This is a genomic window from Bacteroides sp. AM32-11AC (assembly GCF_003603515.1).
Classification (GTDB): Bacteria; Bacteroidota; Bacteroidia; order Bacteroidales; family Bacteroidaceae; genus Bacteroides; species Bacteroides uniformis.
Genome location: NZ_QTNH01000003.1, coordinates 226,262 through 244,663, shown reverse-complemented (window position 1 = coordinate 244,663; position 18,402 = coordinate 226,262). Strand labels below are relative to the sequence as shown.

General features: G+C 47.0%; 8 protein-coding genes, 1 tRNA gene and 1 pseudogene. 8 read left to right on the top strand and 2 right to left on the bottom strand.

The genetic code is table 11. The annotated features are described in order from the left end of the window. Positions 1–19: 19 nt before the first annotated feature. On the bottom strand, positions 20–1,921 hold the full coding sequence (locus DW800_RS04875; RefSeq protein ID WP_117589176.1) for a hypothetical protein: 1,902 nt from the start codon (positions 1,919–1,921) through the stop codon (positions 20–22). Positions 1,922–2,171: 250 nt separating this feature from the next. Between DW800_RS04875 and DW800_RS04870 the strand changes: the two genes are divergently transcribed. From DW800_RS04870 to DW800_RS04865, 3 genes and pseudogenes are all read left to right on the top strand, one after another. Beyond that, the gene (locus DW800_RS04870; protein ID WP_022402192.1) at positions 2,172–4,133 is read left to right on the top strand and encodes a sulfatase; all 1,962 of its coding nucleotides are present in this window, start codon (positions 2,172–2,174) and stop codon (positions 4,131–4,133) included. Positions 4,134–4,146: 13 nt separating this feature from the next. Beyond that, a pseudogene (locus tag DW800_RS20115) lies at positions 4,147–6,258 on the top strand (glycosyl hydrolase family 95 catalytic domain-containing protein); the annotation flags it as partial. Positions 6,259–6,378: 120 nt separating this feature from the next. Continuing rightward, the gene (locus tag DW800_RS04865; protein ID WP_117589189.1) at positions 6,379–7,500 is read left to right on the top strand and encodes a heparin lyase I family protein; all 1,122 of its coding nucleotides are present in this window, start codon (positions 6,379–6,381) and stop codon (positions 7,498–7,500) included. Positions 7,501–7,635: 135 nt separating this feature from the next. Here DW800_RS04865 and DW800_RS04860 read toward each other — a convergent pair. Beyond that, positions 7,636–7,707, bottom strand: a tRNA-Arg gene (locus tag DW800_RS04860). 204 nt (positions 7,708–7,911) lie between these two features. On the opposite strand from DW800_RS04860, the gene DW800_RS04855 reads away from it, so the two are divergent. The 5 genes from DW800_RS04855 to DW800_RS04835 all read left to right on the top strand — a co-directional run bounded on the left by DW800_RS04855 (position 7,912) and on the right by DW800_RS04835 (position 18,397). Then, on the top strand, positions 7,912–9,759 hold the full coding sequence (locus tag DW800_RS04855; RefSeq protein WP_005830698.1) for a 2-oxoacid:acceptor oxidoreductase subunit alpha: 1,848 nt from the start codon (positions 7,912–7,914) through the stop codon (positions 9,757–9,759). 99 nt (positions 9,760–9,858) lie between these two features. Then, complete coding sequence (locus tag DW800_RS04850) at positions 9,859–10,863, top strand: 2-oxoacid:ferredoxin oxidoreductase subunit beta (protein WP_005834397.1); 1,005 nt, start codon at positions 9,859–9,861, stop codon at positions 10,861–10,863. 629 nt (positions 10,864–11,492) lie between these two features. Further along, complete coding sequence (locus DW800_RS04845) at positions 11,493–14,873, top strand: SusC/RagA family TonB-linked outer membrane protein (protein WP_373176811.1); 3,381 nt, start codon at positions 11,493–11,495, stop codon at positions 14,871–14,873. 31 nt (positions 14,874–14,904) lie between these two features. After that, entirely contained in the window at positions 14,905–16,587 is a 1,683-nt protein-coding gene (locus DW800_RS04840; RefSeq protein ID WP_044467467.1) for a SusD/RagB family nutrient-binding outer membrane lipoprotein, read from the top strand. A gap of 301 nt (positions 16,588–16,888) precedes the next feature. After that, positions 16,889–18,397: an amino acid adenylation domain-containing protein gene (locus DW800_RS04835; protein ID WP_117703818.1), complete on the top strand. Its 1,509-nt coding sequence runs from the start codon at positions 16,889–16,891 to the stop codon at positions 18,395–18,397. The last annotated feature ends 5 nt before the right edge of the window (positions 18,398–18,402 follow it).

The window sequence follows — 18,402 nt, the reverse complement described above, 5'->3', positions numbered from 1 at the left end:
GGCAAATAAATAAAATACATTAGCAAAAGTAAATATTAATCTGTATTTTCTTGCCAATACTTTCCGGTATTATTCGCAAAGGTACAAAAGAGAATCCTGGAACCGGATTAAAGATTCGTCCATCACTATCTGTCGGTGCTACATCTATATATCCTGCTTCGCAAGTGATGTACAATATCCCCTTATTTTTTTTTATGGAAGCTTCTCGCGTACTTATCCTCACCTCTTCTTTGGGCGACGCGATAACTGGCAACACAAGGTAAGCCGAGTCATTGCAACGTTCCACGCTTATGCTCACTCCTTGTTCTGAAAATGCATAGTTCACCTCTACCGGTACTTCTCCCTGCTTTGGAGACTGTTGATTGATATCAACCAAATGAGAATTTACATTAAATCGACAGAACCCGTCTTCTATAAAACAAGTAATGTCCGTATTCAAATCGTCCAGATTACTATATGCAACTTCATCCTGAATCGATTCAACCCGGGGGGTACCTCCCATCAGATATTTACGGACATTGTCCTGCATATTGGGAGCTTCAATCAATTTATACCGGTTCATAGTCGCAGCAAATATAGGTCCTGCCTGAGCATGCCACAACAACGAAAGAGCACCTCCCATTGGATGAGTCCCTTTCACTTTATATTCGGCGTCATATCCGGTAAATGTGGCACGCCAATCTCCTTGGGATAAAAGCCACGTACGAATATCCTTAAAGAACTTCACTCCGTAAACGGAGTCACGGGGAAGCTTTTCCAAAGAAGTCATTTTCACAGAAGGCAGTTCTAAAAAAGAAGCCAACGCCTTGGCATGCCCAAATGTATGATGAATACAAGGAGAAACACCGGATGCAAAATAATGCATTCCTCCATAAAGAAGTCCACCATGGGTAGCCTTACTCAATAAACGGATATTGCGGCGAATGGCTTCCAAATATTCCGGATGACGGGCAGCAGCCATCAAATAATAACCTCCCATAAAGCCATCACTGGTACGCCCGCCCCAATAAGTCCATTTAAAGCTTCGTGTTCCCCAACTGTTGTCCCAAGCGCCATCGGGTAACATAAACTCAAGATGAGTATCCATGGAACGTTCCACAAGCGAAAATAGTTCCATGTCGTTTGCCATCACTGCATAATATGCCATATTAGGCAGTGATTCTTCTACATTATAAAGCAAATCTACCGGACGGCAACCGTTTGGAGTTTCTGAGGCGATATTAGGTCCCTCGCCATACAAGAAACAGTCATTCACGGTAAAATATTCTTTTAATCCGAGAGCTATCTCTTCGGCTTCCTTCTTAAATTCAGGCCGATTGCACATTTCACCGATAGCATATAGTGCATAGGTTGCTGAAGCAGAATAATTTACATTCATATTTCTCATGCCTTCTCGCCTTCGGCTATAAATGAAAGGATTGTTCATCATAAACTCACCAGCCTCTACCAATCGCTGTTTCCAATGATGATGGGTTGAATCATCCAATAGATGTCCGTGATAATGCAAAGCTTCATAAAGAGCAATCGCTGCAAATACCGTCGTACCGTTCCAATCCGATACATGTACATCGTTCATCCATGACCCGTCCGGACGGTGCACATTCTCCATCCACGCCATCAAGCGCTTGGCTCCAAGCAAATATTTTTGGTTTCCGGTCTTTTCTGCCAAATACATCAAAGGAAGTACGGCATCACCTATACGTCCATGCATACGGGCACATGCAGGGCATAAGACTCCTCCATCAAGTGCGGAATCGGAATAGGTGCACTGATAAGCCAGAAAAGCATCCATCCATTCCGTCAACAGCTTATCCGCTTCACTACGCAATGAATCATCAAAAGAGTTCGCATTTACATTCTGTGCTTGTCCTGCCAAAGATGATACACAAAACAGCACCATCATAAACAACATGTTTTTCATATCTCTTTCATGGTTAGATTTTAATGCTCAAAGTTAGTCCTTTGTTATCAGTATTTCACTCTCTTTTTATTCAATATCATGCCAATGGGCGTTTAAACCTCTTGTAATATTGTTGAATCAATGCTAATATTGTTGAAACCTCACTTGCCAAAACAATATTGGTACACTTTTAAACATAAGGAAGTCTCAGTTAAACACAAACGGACTACTTTAGCTGCGGGAAACAAATGTTCTTAATTCTTAATGCTTTATGAGACACCTACCTTTATTAATGTGTACTGCCTTCTGCGGATTGTATTCCACACAGACAAAGGCGGCAGACACAAAAAACGAAAAGCCCAATATTCTTTGGCTCACCTTTGAAGATACTAGTGCATACGAATTCGGTTGCTACGGCAACAGAGGAGTACATACCCCCAATGCGGACAGCCTTGCCGCCCGCGGCATACAGTTTATGAACGCATGGTCCGTAGCTCCCCAGAGCTCGGCTGCCCGTTCTTCACTGATTACCGGATGCTATTCAAGCACTTACGGCATGGACATCCATCCTGTGCCCTACGATACACCTGCTGACATCTTCTTTCCACAGAAATTACGCGAAGCCGGATATTACTGTACAAACAACAGCAAGACACACTACAACTCTACCACTGACAATAAAATATGTTGGGACGAATGTAGCAACAAAGCCTCATACAATAGTCCCAAACGAAAAAAGAACCAACCCTTTTTCGCTGTATTCAACACGGTAACCTCACACATGGGACGCATCCGAACTTTCCATACAGACGGACGCAGAGATTACACACGGGAAGGCATATACCCGGCACTGCTTTCATTGCCTGCTTATGTTCCCGACTTGCCGGAAGTACGTTCCGACTATGCCGGTCATTTAGAAGCAGTACAAGACGTGGATACCTGGCTGGGATTCTTCCTGAAAGACCTGAAAGAGAAAGGCTTGGATGAAAATACAATTATATTTTTCTTCAGTGACCACGGCGGTTGTATACCCCGTGGTAAAGGATATTTGTACGAAAGCGGTCTAAAAGTACCTCTGATTGTCTATTTCCCGCCCAAATGGCAACACCTGGCCAAGCAGGCTTCAGGCAAAGAGTACAGCTTGGTCAACTTCACGGATTTAGGGCCTACCGTACTTAGTCTTGCAGGGGTAAAACCACCCAAACAGATGCAGGGCAAAGCACTTTACGGCAAGTTTGCAAACAAAGAAAAACGCCAGATGCAATTTGCATTAGCAGCCAATCAATTGCATCATTTCATGCCGGTACGCGCCGTTACCGATGGGCGTTTCAAATATATCCGTAGTTATATCCCCTATCGTCAGTTTGCCCTGCGCAATTATTATCAATGGGGAATGCCTTCCAACAAAGCATGGGATAAACTAGTATTGGAAGGGCATAATACCAACCCTAACTGGAAACTGACTTTCGAAGCCCATCCGGCAGAAATGCTGTTTGACCTTGAAAAAGATCCGGATGAACTGCACGACTTATCCGGTACTCCCGAATATGCAGAAATCTTGTCCAAAATGCGCCAAGCACTATCTGACCATATTCGTGTCACCGGTGATTTGGGGTTCTTCCTTCCCACTTCACGCACCGGTCATATTCTTTACGACAAAGTGCGCAAGGAGAAATATCCTCTGAACGAACTTTATACTCTTGTTGAAACAGCTGGAACAGCAACCACCGCCTCTCTGTCTATGTTAGAAGAAGCAATTACCAATCCGCTATCCGAAATGAGATTCTGGGGAGTAGTAGGATATGCCAAACTTGCCAGAGAAAAGCAAATATCTTCTTGTCCGCAAGCCTTGTTGGCACTCCTCCAAGACAGTAATCCCTACATCGCTTCCGAAGCCGCCTATGCCGCAGCCTATCTGGGTAAAAGTCAAGAAAGCGTTGCCCGCCTAATTATTCCCACAGAGGAAAAATACAGAAAAATAGGGTACTCTTCACTGGAATGCTTATCTTTAGACCCTGATATGCGTGACTGTATCCGTCCTTTCCTGTCGGAGCTGAGAGAAGCCGCAGAAACCCTGCCACGCCTTGAAAACGAAGATGCCGGACTCATGGCGCGGGGAATCCTCGTGAACTTGGGTGAAATGGATATCCAAGACCTATATGGTCCTGAAGCTTATAAAAGAGGTCTGAAATTTAACTATGGTCGTAGAGCAATGATACCGTTGCCCAACTAAAAGGAATAAATTTATGCGTAGTACAATCAAAATCGTAATTTTATTGTTTTTCATATGTACTTCCATGTCCGGAGCTTCGTTTCCGGACATGGAAAAGTATATGCGCCAACATGCCTTGATATGGGAACAATTACCCATGCAATGGAATGAAGGTGCTTTTTTAGGTAATGGATTGGTCGGCATGATGGTATATGCCGATTCCACACTCAATGCATTAGTTTTCCATCTGGGACGTCCCGATGTCACAGATCATAGGAAAGCTCCCTACCGAAAAACCTCCATCGGCACGGAAGAGGCAGATAAAATGGTGGATTTTTGCAGGCTTGATGTCGGTAAAATGCTATTATTCCCTGAAGGGAAGATACTTTCAGGCACTTTTTATCTCGACATTTACAATGCCGAACTGACCGGACACCTAAAAACAGACAAAGGAGACTTGACTTTCCACGCCTATACTCCCCAACCCGAAGAAGTGAATATCGTGGAAGTTTCCTCCGGAGTCCCTTACCGCTGGAAGGGGATTCCCGGGAACCCATGCTCTCCCCGCATAAGAGTATTTCCCCATTTGAAAGAAAAATTAAAATACAAGGACAACCCCGCACCTGTCGTCAACCAAAAAGACAAAGAAGGTAGTTGGGTACAGTCCTTGTTGGCGGGAGGAGACTATGCAACCTACTGGAAAGAGGTGCCGGGCGGAAAATCACGTTCCGTATTGTACGTGTCTACAGCCAATGAAGTGCCGGCTTCATCCCTCTCTCTTGCCAAAGCCATGAAGACTGTAGAAGCAACACAGATTACAGGAACTAAATTGTTGAAACAAAAGACACGCCAGTGGTGGAATGCCTACCACGAACGTTCTTTCCTTTCCATTCCGGACAAAAAACTGGAGAACTTTTATTTCATACAGATGTACAAACTTGCCACTTGTTCTCATCCGGATGGCCCGGCAATGGACGTAATGGGCACTTTCTTCAAACTGAGCCCATGGCCCAGTTTCTGGTGGAACCTAAATATACAACTGACTTATATGCCCATAGGACCAGCCAATAGGATGGAACAAGGCAAAAACTTCCAGCGACTGATGGATGAAGTGTTTCCTTCACTTGTCCGTTCTATTGAACCATGCAAGATAGGTGACTACACCTGGGCATTGCAAAACTATTATATGTACCTGCGATATGCCGGTGCTGACTGGCAAGATATCAAACAACAAGTAGTTCCAAAAGCACTGGACGCATTTGCCGTATTCGATAAAATACTGTGTTATAAAGAAAACACATGGCATCTCACCCATATTGAGTCTCCCGAATATGAAGGGTTCCAAAAATACAATGACAGCAATTACGGATTAGCTTCACTGAGCTGGTTGCTCCAAACATTGATAGCATGTCATGACAGAACTTCAAGCACTCATCCCGACTATGCACGCTGGAAAGAAATCCTGACACGACTGGCTCCATATCCCACCAATGAAAACGGTCTGATGATTGCCGCCAACAAACCGCTGGAGAAGTCCCACCGCCATTATTCGCACCTATTGGCCTTCTACCCTTTCCGACTTTTACATCCCGATGTACCAGAGAACCGTAAATTCCTGGAGAAATCCATCGAACACTGGTTGTCTTTAGAAGATGGGAAAGGATTAGCAGGATATTCCTATACCGGAGCAGCTTCTCTATATGCCTATTTGGGTAACGGTAACAAGGCTTACGAACGCTTGGCACATTTCATCAACAAACCAATCGGAATCAGCATTCTGCTACCCAATACATTCTATGTGGAAAGTCAAGGCAAGAATCCGGTAATAGAAACCCCATTAAGTGCTGCGGCCTCCCTTACTGAGCTGCTTATACAAAGCTGGGATGAGACTATACGTATCTTCCCGGCTGTGCCAGACCATTGGAAAGATTGTGCTTTCCATGCCCTCAGGGCGGAAGGAGGATTTACCGTCTCGGCTCAACGCCAAGACGGAAGAACCGAATGGGTCAGCCTGACCAGTGAAAAAGGACAACCTTGCCGTATACAGTTATCCGGATGGGATGCCGTCCATCAGCTATCTGCAGGACGTACCGTCTCCATCAAACCGCTGGGTAATGAGACCTATGAACTGGACCTGAAAACCGGAGAAAGCGTAACGCTGGCCCCTGACAAATCAACAAAATGCAAACTACGCCTTATCCGGGCAAAAAACAAATCCCAATCCAACTTCTATGGAGTGAAATCAAGAAAAGGTTTGCCCGAAATAATGGAATGGCCGGAATTAACTCCCATCAAGGAACGTGTGAATGTACAGGCCGACTCTGCTCGTATCCGACAGATTGTCGACGGCTGTTGGGTGGCCGTAGGTACCAATAAGTCCCATGCCATACAACTGGACTACTCCCGTCCCTTTCAAGGACAGCCTTCTTACCGTTTTGAGCTGAAACAAGATGACAACACTCTGGAAGGCTACTCTAAAGGAGAAACCAAAGGTCGCGCCGAACTATGCTATTGCTATGCCGTATCCGACGATTTCAAAAACTATCCGGCAGATGAATATCCCAATGCTCAAAAGATGAAGACCGTCTATCATTATGGCAAGGGAAGTTGCCCGCAAGGTTCATCCATGAGCTACACATTCTCTGTTTACATTCCACATACCCTTGACAAAAACGTATCTACCATCTTTGCCCAATGGCACGGCATGCCAAGCCGTACACTTGTGTCCGACCCTGATGGCAAAGTAATGAGACTCAGTACCAAGGAGTTTCTGGAACTGGAGAGGCGAATGATTTTCAAGAAAAATACGGCATATGATAAAATTATCAAAATCAACGCCCAAGGAGATACCCTCTACAGAGCAGGGAAACCGAACGGTTGGCTGATAGAACAAGGCGGTTATCCCCCGCTTGCCTTCGGCTTTTCACAAGGTTATTTCTACATCAAAGCCAATTCGGACCGCAAATGGCTGACGGACAAGACCGACCGCTGTAATGCCAATCCTGACAAGGCAGAAATCATGCATCCAGTCACCTCTACCTTCAAAACCTCGACAATAGCATATAAAATGCCATTCGAGAATTTCCCCAAAGATTGCTGGATAACTTTTCAGGTAAATATAGACTGGACCGAATATGGAAAAGAAAAAGAAACCATTCTTAAACCCGGACTTCTTGACGTAACCATGTCCTACCGTCAATCAGAAAAGGAAGTGAAAGAACATATCGTAAACAATGAGGAGATACTGATTGGCCGCAATGACGAAGAAGGATATTACTTCAAATTCGGCATATACCGTGTCGGCAACAGTACCATTCCGGTTTGCTATAACCTAGCCGGTTATAAAGAGCAGTTCCGAAAAGTAACGACAAGAATCACGCAATTTTAAATCCCATATTTTTCAACTCAACACAGAACGATTGATTTCTTGTTTTTTCGTAGAAAAACAAAAAAGGAAGAAATAATAGCCGAATTCAACAAGCAACAAAAAGCCCGCCACCTTAATGGAGACGGGCTTGAAAAGTAGCTCCGAGGGGAATCGAACCCCTATCTAAAATTTAGGAAATTCTTGTTCTATCCGTTGAACTACAGAGCCTCAACTGATAATCAGCGGAATATGTAGAATATTTATAGAACTTCTACACTATTTTTACACGACGCAAGCTGATTACGGATGCAAAGATAATGTATTCTGCCGATTTTCCGAAAAAAGTTTTGTTAATCCGATTAACTTTCCGAAATTTGCTGCCTATGTAAACGGAATAGTAATCCTCAAATAATCTATAGTAATTCGTAAGTTATGGCAAACGACATGATGGTCAAAGAACTGGAGCAAGTGGTAGTCCGCTTCTCCGGAGACTCCGGCGATGGTATGCAGCTCGCCGGCAACATCTTTTCAACAGTTTCGGCTACCGTGGGCAATGATATCAGTACATTCCCCGACTATCCGGCAGATATCCGCGCCCCGCAAGGCTCACTCACCGGTGTTTCCGGTTTTCAGGTACATATCGGTGCAGAGAAAGTCTATACCCCAGGTGACAAATGCGACGTATTGGTAGCGATGAACGCCGCCGCACTGAAAACCCAATATAAGTTTGCTAAATCCACTGCTTGTATCATCATCGATACAGATGCTTTCCAGAAGTCAGACTTGGAAAAGGCCGCTTTCAAGACCGATAATCCGATAGAGGAAATGGGTATTAAGCAGGATGTCATCGCCGCCCCCATCTCGAAGATGGTGAAAGACTGCCTTGCCGACACCGGAATGGACAACAAGTCCATGCTGAAATGCCGCAATATGTTTGCAGTAGGCCTGGTATGCTGGCTGTTCAACCGCGATCTGAAAATAGCCGAAGATTTCATCCGCGAGAAATTCGCCAAAAAGCCCGAAATTGCCGGAGCAAATATCAAGGTCATCCATGCAGGATATGACTACGGACACAACACCCATGCTTCCGTAGCCCATACATATAAGATTGAAAGTAAGACTACCGTTCCCGGCAGATACATGGATATCACGGGGAACAAAGCAACTGCTTACGGTTTCATCGCCGCAGCTGAAAAGGCTGGCTTGAAGCTGTTCCTCGGCTCCTATCCCATTACTCCGGCAACCGATGTACTGCACGAACTCTCCAAGCACAAGTCTCTGGGCGTGATGACCGTGCAATGCGAAGACGAGATTTCCGGTTGCGCCACTTCTATCGGCGCCGCTTTTGCAGGTGCGCTGGCTGTGACCTCCACTTCCGGTCCCGGTGTCTGCCTGAAATCGGAAGCTATGAACCTGGCAGTCATTACAGAACTTCCGCTGGTTGTGCTCGACGTGCAACGTGGCGGTCCTTCTACCGGTCTGCCCACCAAGTCAGAGCAGACAGACTTGTTGCAGGCATTGTTCGGCCGCAACGGTGAAAGCCCAATGCCCGTCATCGCCGCCTCTTCACCCACAAGCTGTTTCGACGCAGCCTACATGGCAAGCAAAATTGCACTGGAGCACATGACCCCGGTCGTATTGCTGACCGACGGCTTTGTTGCCAATGGCTCCGGCGCCTGGAAGCTGCCCAAACTGGCAGACTATCCCGCCATCACCCCTCCCTACGTGACTTCCGAAATGAAGGACAACTATACTCCGTACAAACGCAATCCCGAAACAGGTGTCCGCTATTGGGCCATCCCCGGACAAGAAGGCTATATGCACATCCTCGGCGGTCTGGAGAAAGACAGCAATACCGGTGCCATCTCCACCGATCCCGAAAACCATGACTTGATGTGCCACCTGCGTGCCGAGAAGGTTGCCAAAATCCCCGTACCTGATGTAGAAGTGCAAGGCTGTGCAGACGATGCCGATTTGCTGATTGTCGGTTTCGGCGGTACATACGGCCACTTGTATTCGGCCATGGAAGAGATGAACAAGGCAGGCAAGAAGGTTGCCCTCGCTCACTTCACTTATCTGAATCCGCTCCCCAAGAACACGGAAACCGTTCTGAAGAAGTACAAGAAGGTGGTAGTTGCCGAACAGAATCTCGGACAATTTGCAGGTTATCTACGTATGAAGATAGACAACTTCACCCCGTACCAGTTCAACGAAGTCAAAGGACAACCGTTCGTCGTTGCCGAGCTGGTCGCAGCGTTCAATAAATTAATTGATAATTGACAGTTGACAATTGATAATAACCATGCGTAATATGCGGATTATCAATGACCAGCCACCAATTATCAACTATCAATTATCAACTATCAATTAAAAAAGATTATGTGCGAATATACAGCAAAAGACTATAAAAAAGGACAACCCCGTTGGTGTCCGGGTTGTGGTGACCACTTCTTTCTGGCTTCACTGCACAAAGCAATGGCAGAAATCGGCAAAGCTCCTTGGGAGAATGCCGTCATCTCAGGTATCGGCTGCTCCAGCCGTCTGCCCTATTACATGAATACGTATGCGATGCAGACCATCCACGGACGTGCTGCTGCCATCTCTACAGGTGCCAAGGTTGCCAATCCCAACCTGACGGTATGGCAAATCTCCGGCGACGGTGACGGTCTGGCCATCGGCGGTAATCACTTCATCCACGCCGTACGCCGTAACATCGACCTGAACATGATTCTGCTGAACAACCGCATCTACGGTCTGACCAAAGGTCAATATTCTCCGACCTCTCCACGTGGTTTCGTCAGCAAGTCGTCTCCCTATGGTACGGTAGAAGATCCATTCCACCCGGCAGAGCTTTGCTTCGGTGCCCGCGGCCGTTTCTTTGCCCGCGCGGTAGCTACCGATGCTCCGGGGACAGTGGAAATATTGAAGGCAGCCATGGCTCACAAAGGGGCTTCCGTTTGCGAGATTCTGCAAAACTGCGTTATCTTCAATAACGGTACGCATGACTCCGTAGCCAAAAAGGAAGACCGCGCCAAGAATGCTATCTACTTGAAACACGGCGAACCAATGCTCTTCGGCGAGAACAACGAATACGGACTGATGCAGGAAGGCTTTGGTCTAAAAGTCGTGAAACTCGGTGAGAACGGCATTACAGAGAAGGATATCCTCATCCACGATGCCCACTGCATGGACAACACCCTGCAACTGAAGCTTGCCCTGATGGAAGGTCCCGACTTCCCGATTGCACTCGGTGTTATCCGCGATGTGGAAGCTCCTACTTACGACGATGCTGTTCATGAACAAATCGAAGAGGTGTCTGCCAAGAAGAAGTATCACAACTTCGAGGAGTTATTGATGACGAATGATACGTGGGAAGTAAAATAAACCACTAAGATTTATTAATATCATGTTTGCACGAAACAAATAAGGTGCAAACATGATATTAATTTCCTAAAAGTAAGAGTACCTCCCTATCCTTTCTCTCCCAAACATAGATACTTATTACGCCAAACATGCAGTTCTTCCATCAAGAATAACTATATTTGCCACAGTAACCATAGTAGTCACATTTTGAAAGTGATTCTCTGATTTATACTGGCTTAATATCAATCTCACAAACCGCAGGCTGATAGCTCTTTCGTTCGAGTAATCCTTCCCGGATAAAGGTCAAAAACACTCCCACCCTGAAAAAAAATGCAACCACTGCAACTGCACCAGATTTTATTGTAGTGATAGAGCATACCTCCGATGAACAAGGCTACCAATAAGGGTCGACAACAAGACTTCAAGGGAAGAGAGGGAAATTGTGGAATACCTACTGTGGATTTTTTCCACATCTCCACACCACAAACACCCGAACTTCCCTTTTTCCCGATAGAAAATAAGCAATTGATTATCAATATCATTCATTCTTAAAAGGATAGTCTGCCTTTCGTTTGGCATACCTCTTGCTAAAATATCCGCCGAAAGGACGTAACATTTATAATAAGATAAATCAATTATTTTTCAGTAGTATGAAAATCAGGATGAGAAAACGGTGTGACATTCCACATTCAGCGTCGCACTTCCAAAAAAGTTTGATTATTGCAAGTTGGTTATTAACATTTCTTTTCACCGGAACAGCCTTTGCACAAGAGAACCGAACCATTACAGGCATTGTAAGAGATGTAACGGGAGAACCGCTTATCGGTGCCAGCGTCATACAGAAAGGCACCAACAACGGCGTCATTACCGATGTGGACGGCAACTTCACACTGACCGTTCCTGCAGATGCAACACTCTCTATCGCTTACATGGGCTATGCTACCCGGGAGATAAACCTGGCAAAACGAAAAAAGCAAGGCGACCTGAAGATTACACTCAGCGAAGATACCCAGCAACTGAAAGAAGTCGTAGTAACGGCAATGGGTATCAAAAAAGACACGAAACGTGTCGGCTATGCCATCAGTACCATCAGTGCAGACGAATTGGTAAAGGCAGGAGCACCCAACTTTGCCTCTGCCATGTACGGTAAAGCACCGGGAGTCCGCATCACACAGACACAAGGCGGTTCTGCCGGAGCTGTCTCCATCAACGTACGCGGACTGACTTCCATCACTGGAAATAACCAGCCACTCATCATTCTGGACGGTGTACCCATCCGCAACGGCGGCACGGGTAAAAGCACGGACTTCGCCGAATTTGGCAACGACGGACAAATCCGTTCCAATGGTCTGGTAGACATCAACCCAGAGGACATCGAGAGCCTCAGTATTCTGAAAGGAGCTTCCGCCACAGCTCTCTACGGCTCGGAGGCTGCAAACGGTGCGGTAGTCATCACTAGCAAGCGCGCCAAAAGCGGCAAGCTGACGGTGGACTTCAATGCCCAAGTCATGGCAAACTTACCGGCTTATCTGCCAAAAGTACAGACCGTATACGGGCCGGGAACCTACAACACCGCATACAGCGATTATGAGAAACAGACGGGAGGCTTCTATCAGAGAACCCTAAACGGACAAAGCTACAAAAGCCTCCGTTCCACCACCTTGTCCTTCGGCCCAAAATACGACGGCAGCGAGGTACTTTACTGGGACGGGAAGATGCGCCCCTACCAGGCACTGACCGACAACCCGTGGAAAGAGTTGTTTCGCACCGGCTGGACCCAGACCTACAATCTCGCCATCTCACAAGGGACGGAAACCACCAGCAACCGCTTCTCCTACACATTCATGGACGAGATTCCCAATGCCCTGACCGGAAGCTTCACCAAACACAACTTCAAGCTGACCGGTTCGTATCAACTGGCGAAACCGCTGAAACTGGAATACTCCCTTAACTACATCGTACAGAATGTAGAAGACCGCCCGCAAACCTCGCTCAACCTATACAGCGGTTTCGGCAACATGTTCTCCACCTTCCTGGACATTCCCTATCTGAAACAAAGTTACGTCACCAGTCTGGGATACCGTAATACCTTTGTCGGAGGAAACGCCACGCTGACTCCCGAGGAATCATGGGCCTACGACCCCAGTTACGCCACCGGAGTGAACAACATGCTGTGGAATATGTACCATCACCATAGCGACGAGACAGAGAACCGGCTCATCGGTATGATTCGCCCCACCTGGCAGATAACCAACTGGCTGAGTCTGCGTGCCCAGGTTTCAACTGATATCACAGATGTGAAGCAAACACTGAAATATGAAAGCGAACAACCCAATTCCCTATACGACCCCAACGGCAGCTTCCAGTCCATCAACCGCCGTTACGACATTGTTTATGGAGATGTTATGTTGAACTTCAACTATAATATCAACCGCTTCGACATTGCCGCCACCGTAGGCTGGACCGGACGCTACGAAAATATGAACAATATCAGGGTCTCCACCAATGGCGGGCTTGTCACGGAAAACTGGTTCGACCTCAATGCCAGCCGCTACACGCCAAGCAGTACTCTGCAACGTATGGAACTACTGAAAACCGGCTATATGGGTACACTGAGCCTGGGATGGGACAACTATCTATTCCTTGAACTGACCGGACGCCAGGAACGCTCGTCTACCCTAAAAGACCAGAGTTTTTTCTATCCTTCCGCCAATCTGAGTTTCCTCTTCACCCAAGCCTTCCACATGCCGTCATGGTGGAACTATGGAAAACTGCGCCTCTCATACGGTATCGTAGGAAATGCTCCTGAAACCTATACCGCCAATATCGTCTACGAGCAAGGTTCGGACAACGGATTCACCTGGAACACCATTCCCTCTTCATGGGGGAATGCAGATATCCATCCGGAAAAGAAGTACGAATACGAGATAGGTCTGGAAAGCAAGTTCTTAAACAACCGGTTGGGTATAGATGTATCTTACTACAACAACCGTGTAAAGGACCAGATACTCTCCACGCCGCAACCTTCCACATCAGGCGTAAAGAATGTGTTGATGAATGTGGGCGAGGTAGCCAACCACGGCTGGGATATATCAATCAGTGCCACTCCCATACTGACCAGAGATTTCCGCTGGGACCTGACAGCCAACTATGGTGTATATAAGAACAAAGTAGTGAAACTGGCCGATGGAGTGCCCTATCTGGAAATACTCAACTCCGGAGGCAGCGGAATAAAAATACAAGCTGTGGAAGGCCAGCCAATGGGTGACATCTATGCACAGGTTCCCCAAGTGAACGAAAACGGTGAGTACCTCGTTTCCGATAAAGGTCTTTACCTCAACCAAACCGAATTGCAGAAAGTCGGCAACATCAATCCGGCAGGCGTAGGAGGTCTATTCAACTCTTTCTCCTACAAGAATGTATTCCTCGATTTCAGTATCGACTTCCGCATCGGAGGGGATGTCATCAACGAAATGAACCAATATGCCACCGCAGTGGGTCTGACACCCGAATCCCTGAAGTACCGTGATACGGAACACGGCGGACTATCCTATTACTATCCGGGCGACAACAATTCCAGCGGAATTCCGGTACAAGTAGACCCTTCCACGGGTGCCGGCCCCAACGGAGAGATAATCTACCACGACGGCATCATCCTTCCGGGTGTAGTGGCCTCCACTGGCGAAAGAAACACACGTATCATTCCGGCAGGCTATTACTACAACACCACCTATAATTGGGGAACGGAGGCCGAACAGCTGACATACCGCCATTCGGTATTCGACAATTCTTATGTCAAACTGCGTGAATTGACCATCGGCTACCAGTTTCCCGAAAAGATGATTTCCAAACTGGGACTGGGCCGGCTGAGTGTGTCGGTCTTCGGACGTAACCTCTTCTACTTCTACAAAGCACTGAAAAACTACGATGCGGAGTCGTCCGTCGGAACATCCTGGGCCAACCAGGCTACCGTGGGAAGTTCTACCACAGCTACCCGCAGTTTCGGTGTTTCACTTCGTGCAAGTTTCTGACAAAACAACCATCCAAAAAACAACAAAGAGTATGAAAAAGACAAAGATATTATCTCTTGTTTCATTGGGAGCATTCCTCTTGACAACATCAAGCTGTACGGATTATGACTTCGACAGCAAATACGAAGACCCCTCCAAAGTAACCCAAGTCACCATCAGTAATCTGATGGTAGGAGTCTTCCAAAAAGTAAAGGACTATGATGTTTACGAATACAACCGGTTCTTCGGATTCGATTCACAGTTTACGGGCAAGTATGCACAAACCTTCGGCTACTCCAACACTACGGATATGTATACCCCCGGCTATATACCCGCTATTGACGGACAGTGGGACAATGTGTATTCGGCACTGGCCCAGTTCCGTAAGCTGGAATCTCTCTACGAGGAAGAAAGCTCGGCAGAACAAGCCCAGGACGAGGCATTCTATCTTGCCGCCAAAGTACAGTTGTACGATTTCTTTGCCGCCACAGTGGACGTTTTCGGGGATATGCCTTTCTCGGAAGCTTGTACGCTGCCGCTTACCAACGATGTAGGTAAATCGTATGCTCATTATGACAAGGCCGAGGATATTTATAAAACCATTCTTGATGAGCTCAAAGAAATTGCTCCACGGTTCCGTTCCATCCCCACACCGAGGAACTTCAATACACAAGACTTTATCAACAACGGGGACATGGACAAATGGGAACGTTATGCAAACTCTTTGCGACTGCGCCTTGCCATGCGCGTAGCCGCGCAAGGAGACTTGCAGGCGGAAGGCCGTACCGCCATCAAGGAAATCCTGGAAAATCCGTCAGCCTATCCGTTGATAGAGGAACAAGAAAACAACATTCTCATTGTCAACCAGAAGTCTGGGCAACTGAACTTCACCGCAGGCCACGGACTGGGTGACTGGGTAACCAACCGACTTGCTTCGGGCGCCATCATCGACCGCATGCTGGGCCATGGCAACTATGATATGACCAGCAATGACCCACTGAGCGGCGTTTATGTGAAAGGAGAAGACGACCCGCGCATCCTGCTCAACTTCAATCCCGTGAAGATTACCAACCAAAACACCGGTCAATTGGACGAGCACCGTTATCTGGGTACAGACCTTACCGTGGCAGATGAGCTGACGGAATATTACAACTCGCAGGCACAAGACGAAGTCAATACCAGCAACACCGGTTTCTCACAAATCACGCAGAAAGGTTTCTTTTGGGAAAACGACAAATTCGACATGCTGATAATGGCCTCACCCGAAATCCATTTCCTGAAAGCGGAAGCCTATGAAATGGGGTATGGAGTGGCAAAGAATGAAGCGAAAGCGGAAGAAGAGTTCAAAAAGGCTGTCAGCCAGTCCATCACGCTTTACTACTATTACGATTCGGTAAGTACGGGTGAAAACGCACGCCGGTATGATGCCCCTACCGCCGAAGAAACCGCCTCTTTCGCCGCTGCCAAATGGAACAGCACGAAATATACAGACAAGATGGATGCCATCATTACCCAAAAGTGGCTGCATTTCGGTTTCCTAGCCAGTCGTGAGGCATGGAGTGATATCCGACGTACCGGCTATCCGTCCGGCCTGGCCTTCCCCGAAGTGGCCGGTACCATCACAAATGTGCCGAACCGCTGGAGATACCCGAATACGGAAGTCAACTACAATCCCTACTATAAAGAGGTGTCAGCCGAAGACACTTACTACCACAAACTGTTCTGGGCAAAATAAGGACTTTGTTCGCAAACCCATTTTGCCCGAAGAGTATATCATACTCACCACAGAATAACACGGATTAACACAGATTGCCTTAGGGGTTCTGATAATAAAGAGCTTTTAGCAGTGTTAATCCGTGTTATCCTGTGGTGAGTATGTATTTGCCCCCTCTGTTTCTTTTATTCCGAACAGTATCCCTCCTTTTTTAGAAATCTTAAGGATTTCCCGGTAGGGAGATTGCGGGAAACCACTGTCTTTAATGAACGACGGACAAACATCGCTTCCGCAAAAACTGAACTATAACATAACGGACTAAATGAAAAAGTATCCAAATGACTTGATTGGCGACATCATGAAAGCCTTCGGCAAATATGCCGACCGACCGGCATTCGTCATCGAAGACACTGCCTGCACTTATGGAGAGCTGGCAACTTGCGTACAGAAAATATCCTCCCTATTCAAGGACAGAGAAGACAAAATTATCGGTATCGTCGCAGAAAACAGACTGGAAACATACGCATCCATACTATCTGCACTGATTTGCGGAAAGACATACGTCATCCTCCATCCTTCCTACCCCAAACATAGGAACGACAGAATTGCCGACTCGGCAGGCATCCGCCTCGTGCTGCATACCGAGAATATCCATGTCTTGAACCTCGACACCCGGAATCTGGAACTGATATGTACCTCCGAAATAGAGCAGGCAGAGAACTCCGCCACGTTCCATGCCGCAGAAGACATCCTCCATACGGCAGAAGAGGAAAATGCCTACATCATCTTTACCTCCGGAAGCACAGGCGAACCCAAAGGAGTACCCATCTCCCGCCGTAACCTGAATGCTTTCTATACCGCCTACCACCGCCTCGACTGGCAACTGGACGAGAACGACCGGATGCTGCAGATGTTCGAACTCACTTTCGACGTTTCCATCGTATCCTTTCTATATCCGCTGACGCTGGGTGCTTGCATATACACCGTTTCTCCGGAAGGCGTGAAATACATCAACGTAATTGAAACTCTGGAAAAATACGACCTGACCTTCGCTGCCGTGGCCCCTTCACTGCTCCAGCTGCTACGTCCCTATTTTCCGGAGATACACCTCCCCGCACTTAGATATCTAGTGGTTACTGCCGAGGCTTCTGACGCGGAGCTGTTGGATGCTTTCAGAAAATGTGTCCCCAATGCCTCTTTCATAAACCTATACGGACCGACAGAGGGAACCATCTACTGCACTGCCTACCGGATACCCGTCACCTCCTGCAAGCATCACAACGGCATGACCGCTATCGGAAGGCCTTTCGAAGGCATCGATGCCCTAATTATGGATAACGACGGTCGCCCGCTGCCTACCGGAGAAACCGGCGAACTATGGATTAGCGGCAATCAAGTGATGGGTGGATACTGGAATGCTCCCGAAAAAAACGGGGAATGCCTCGTAGAGACCGCCAATGGAAAAGTATACTACAAGACGGGAGACCTCTGCCGGATGGATGCCGACGGTGACATCATCTATTGCGGACGAAAAGACTCACAGATAAAGATACAAGGATTTCGCATCGAGCTGAGCGAGATTGAACATGTGGCAAAAAACTTTTTCAACGGTGAATGCCGTGTAGTCGTCATTCCCAAATACGACAACGGCAATCAGTGCGAACTACATCTCGTCGTAGAGAAGAAACAGCTCGACAAACAGCAGATAGAGGAATATCTGTATAGCAGGCTTCCCTACTACATGATTCCCAAGCATATGCATTGCCTGGAACAGTTTCCGCTGAACACCAGTAGCAAAACAGACAGAAAGAAAATACAAGAACTAATTTAAACTTG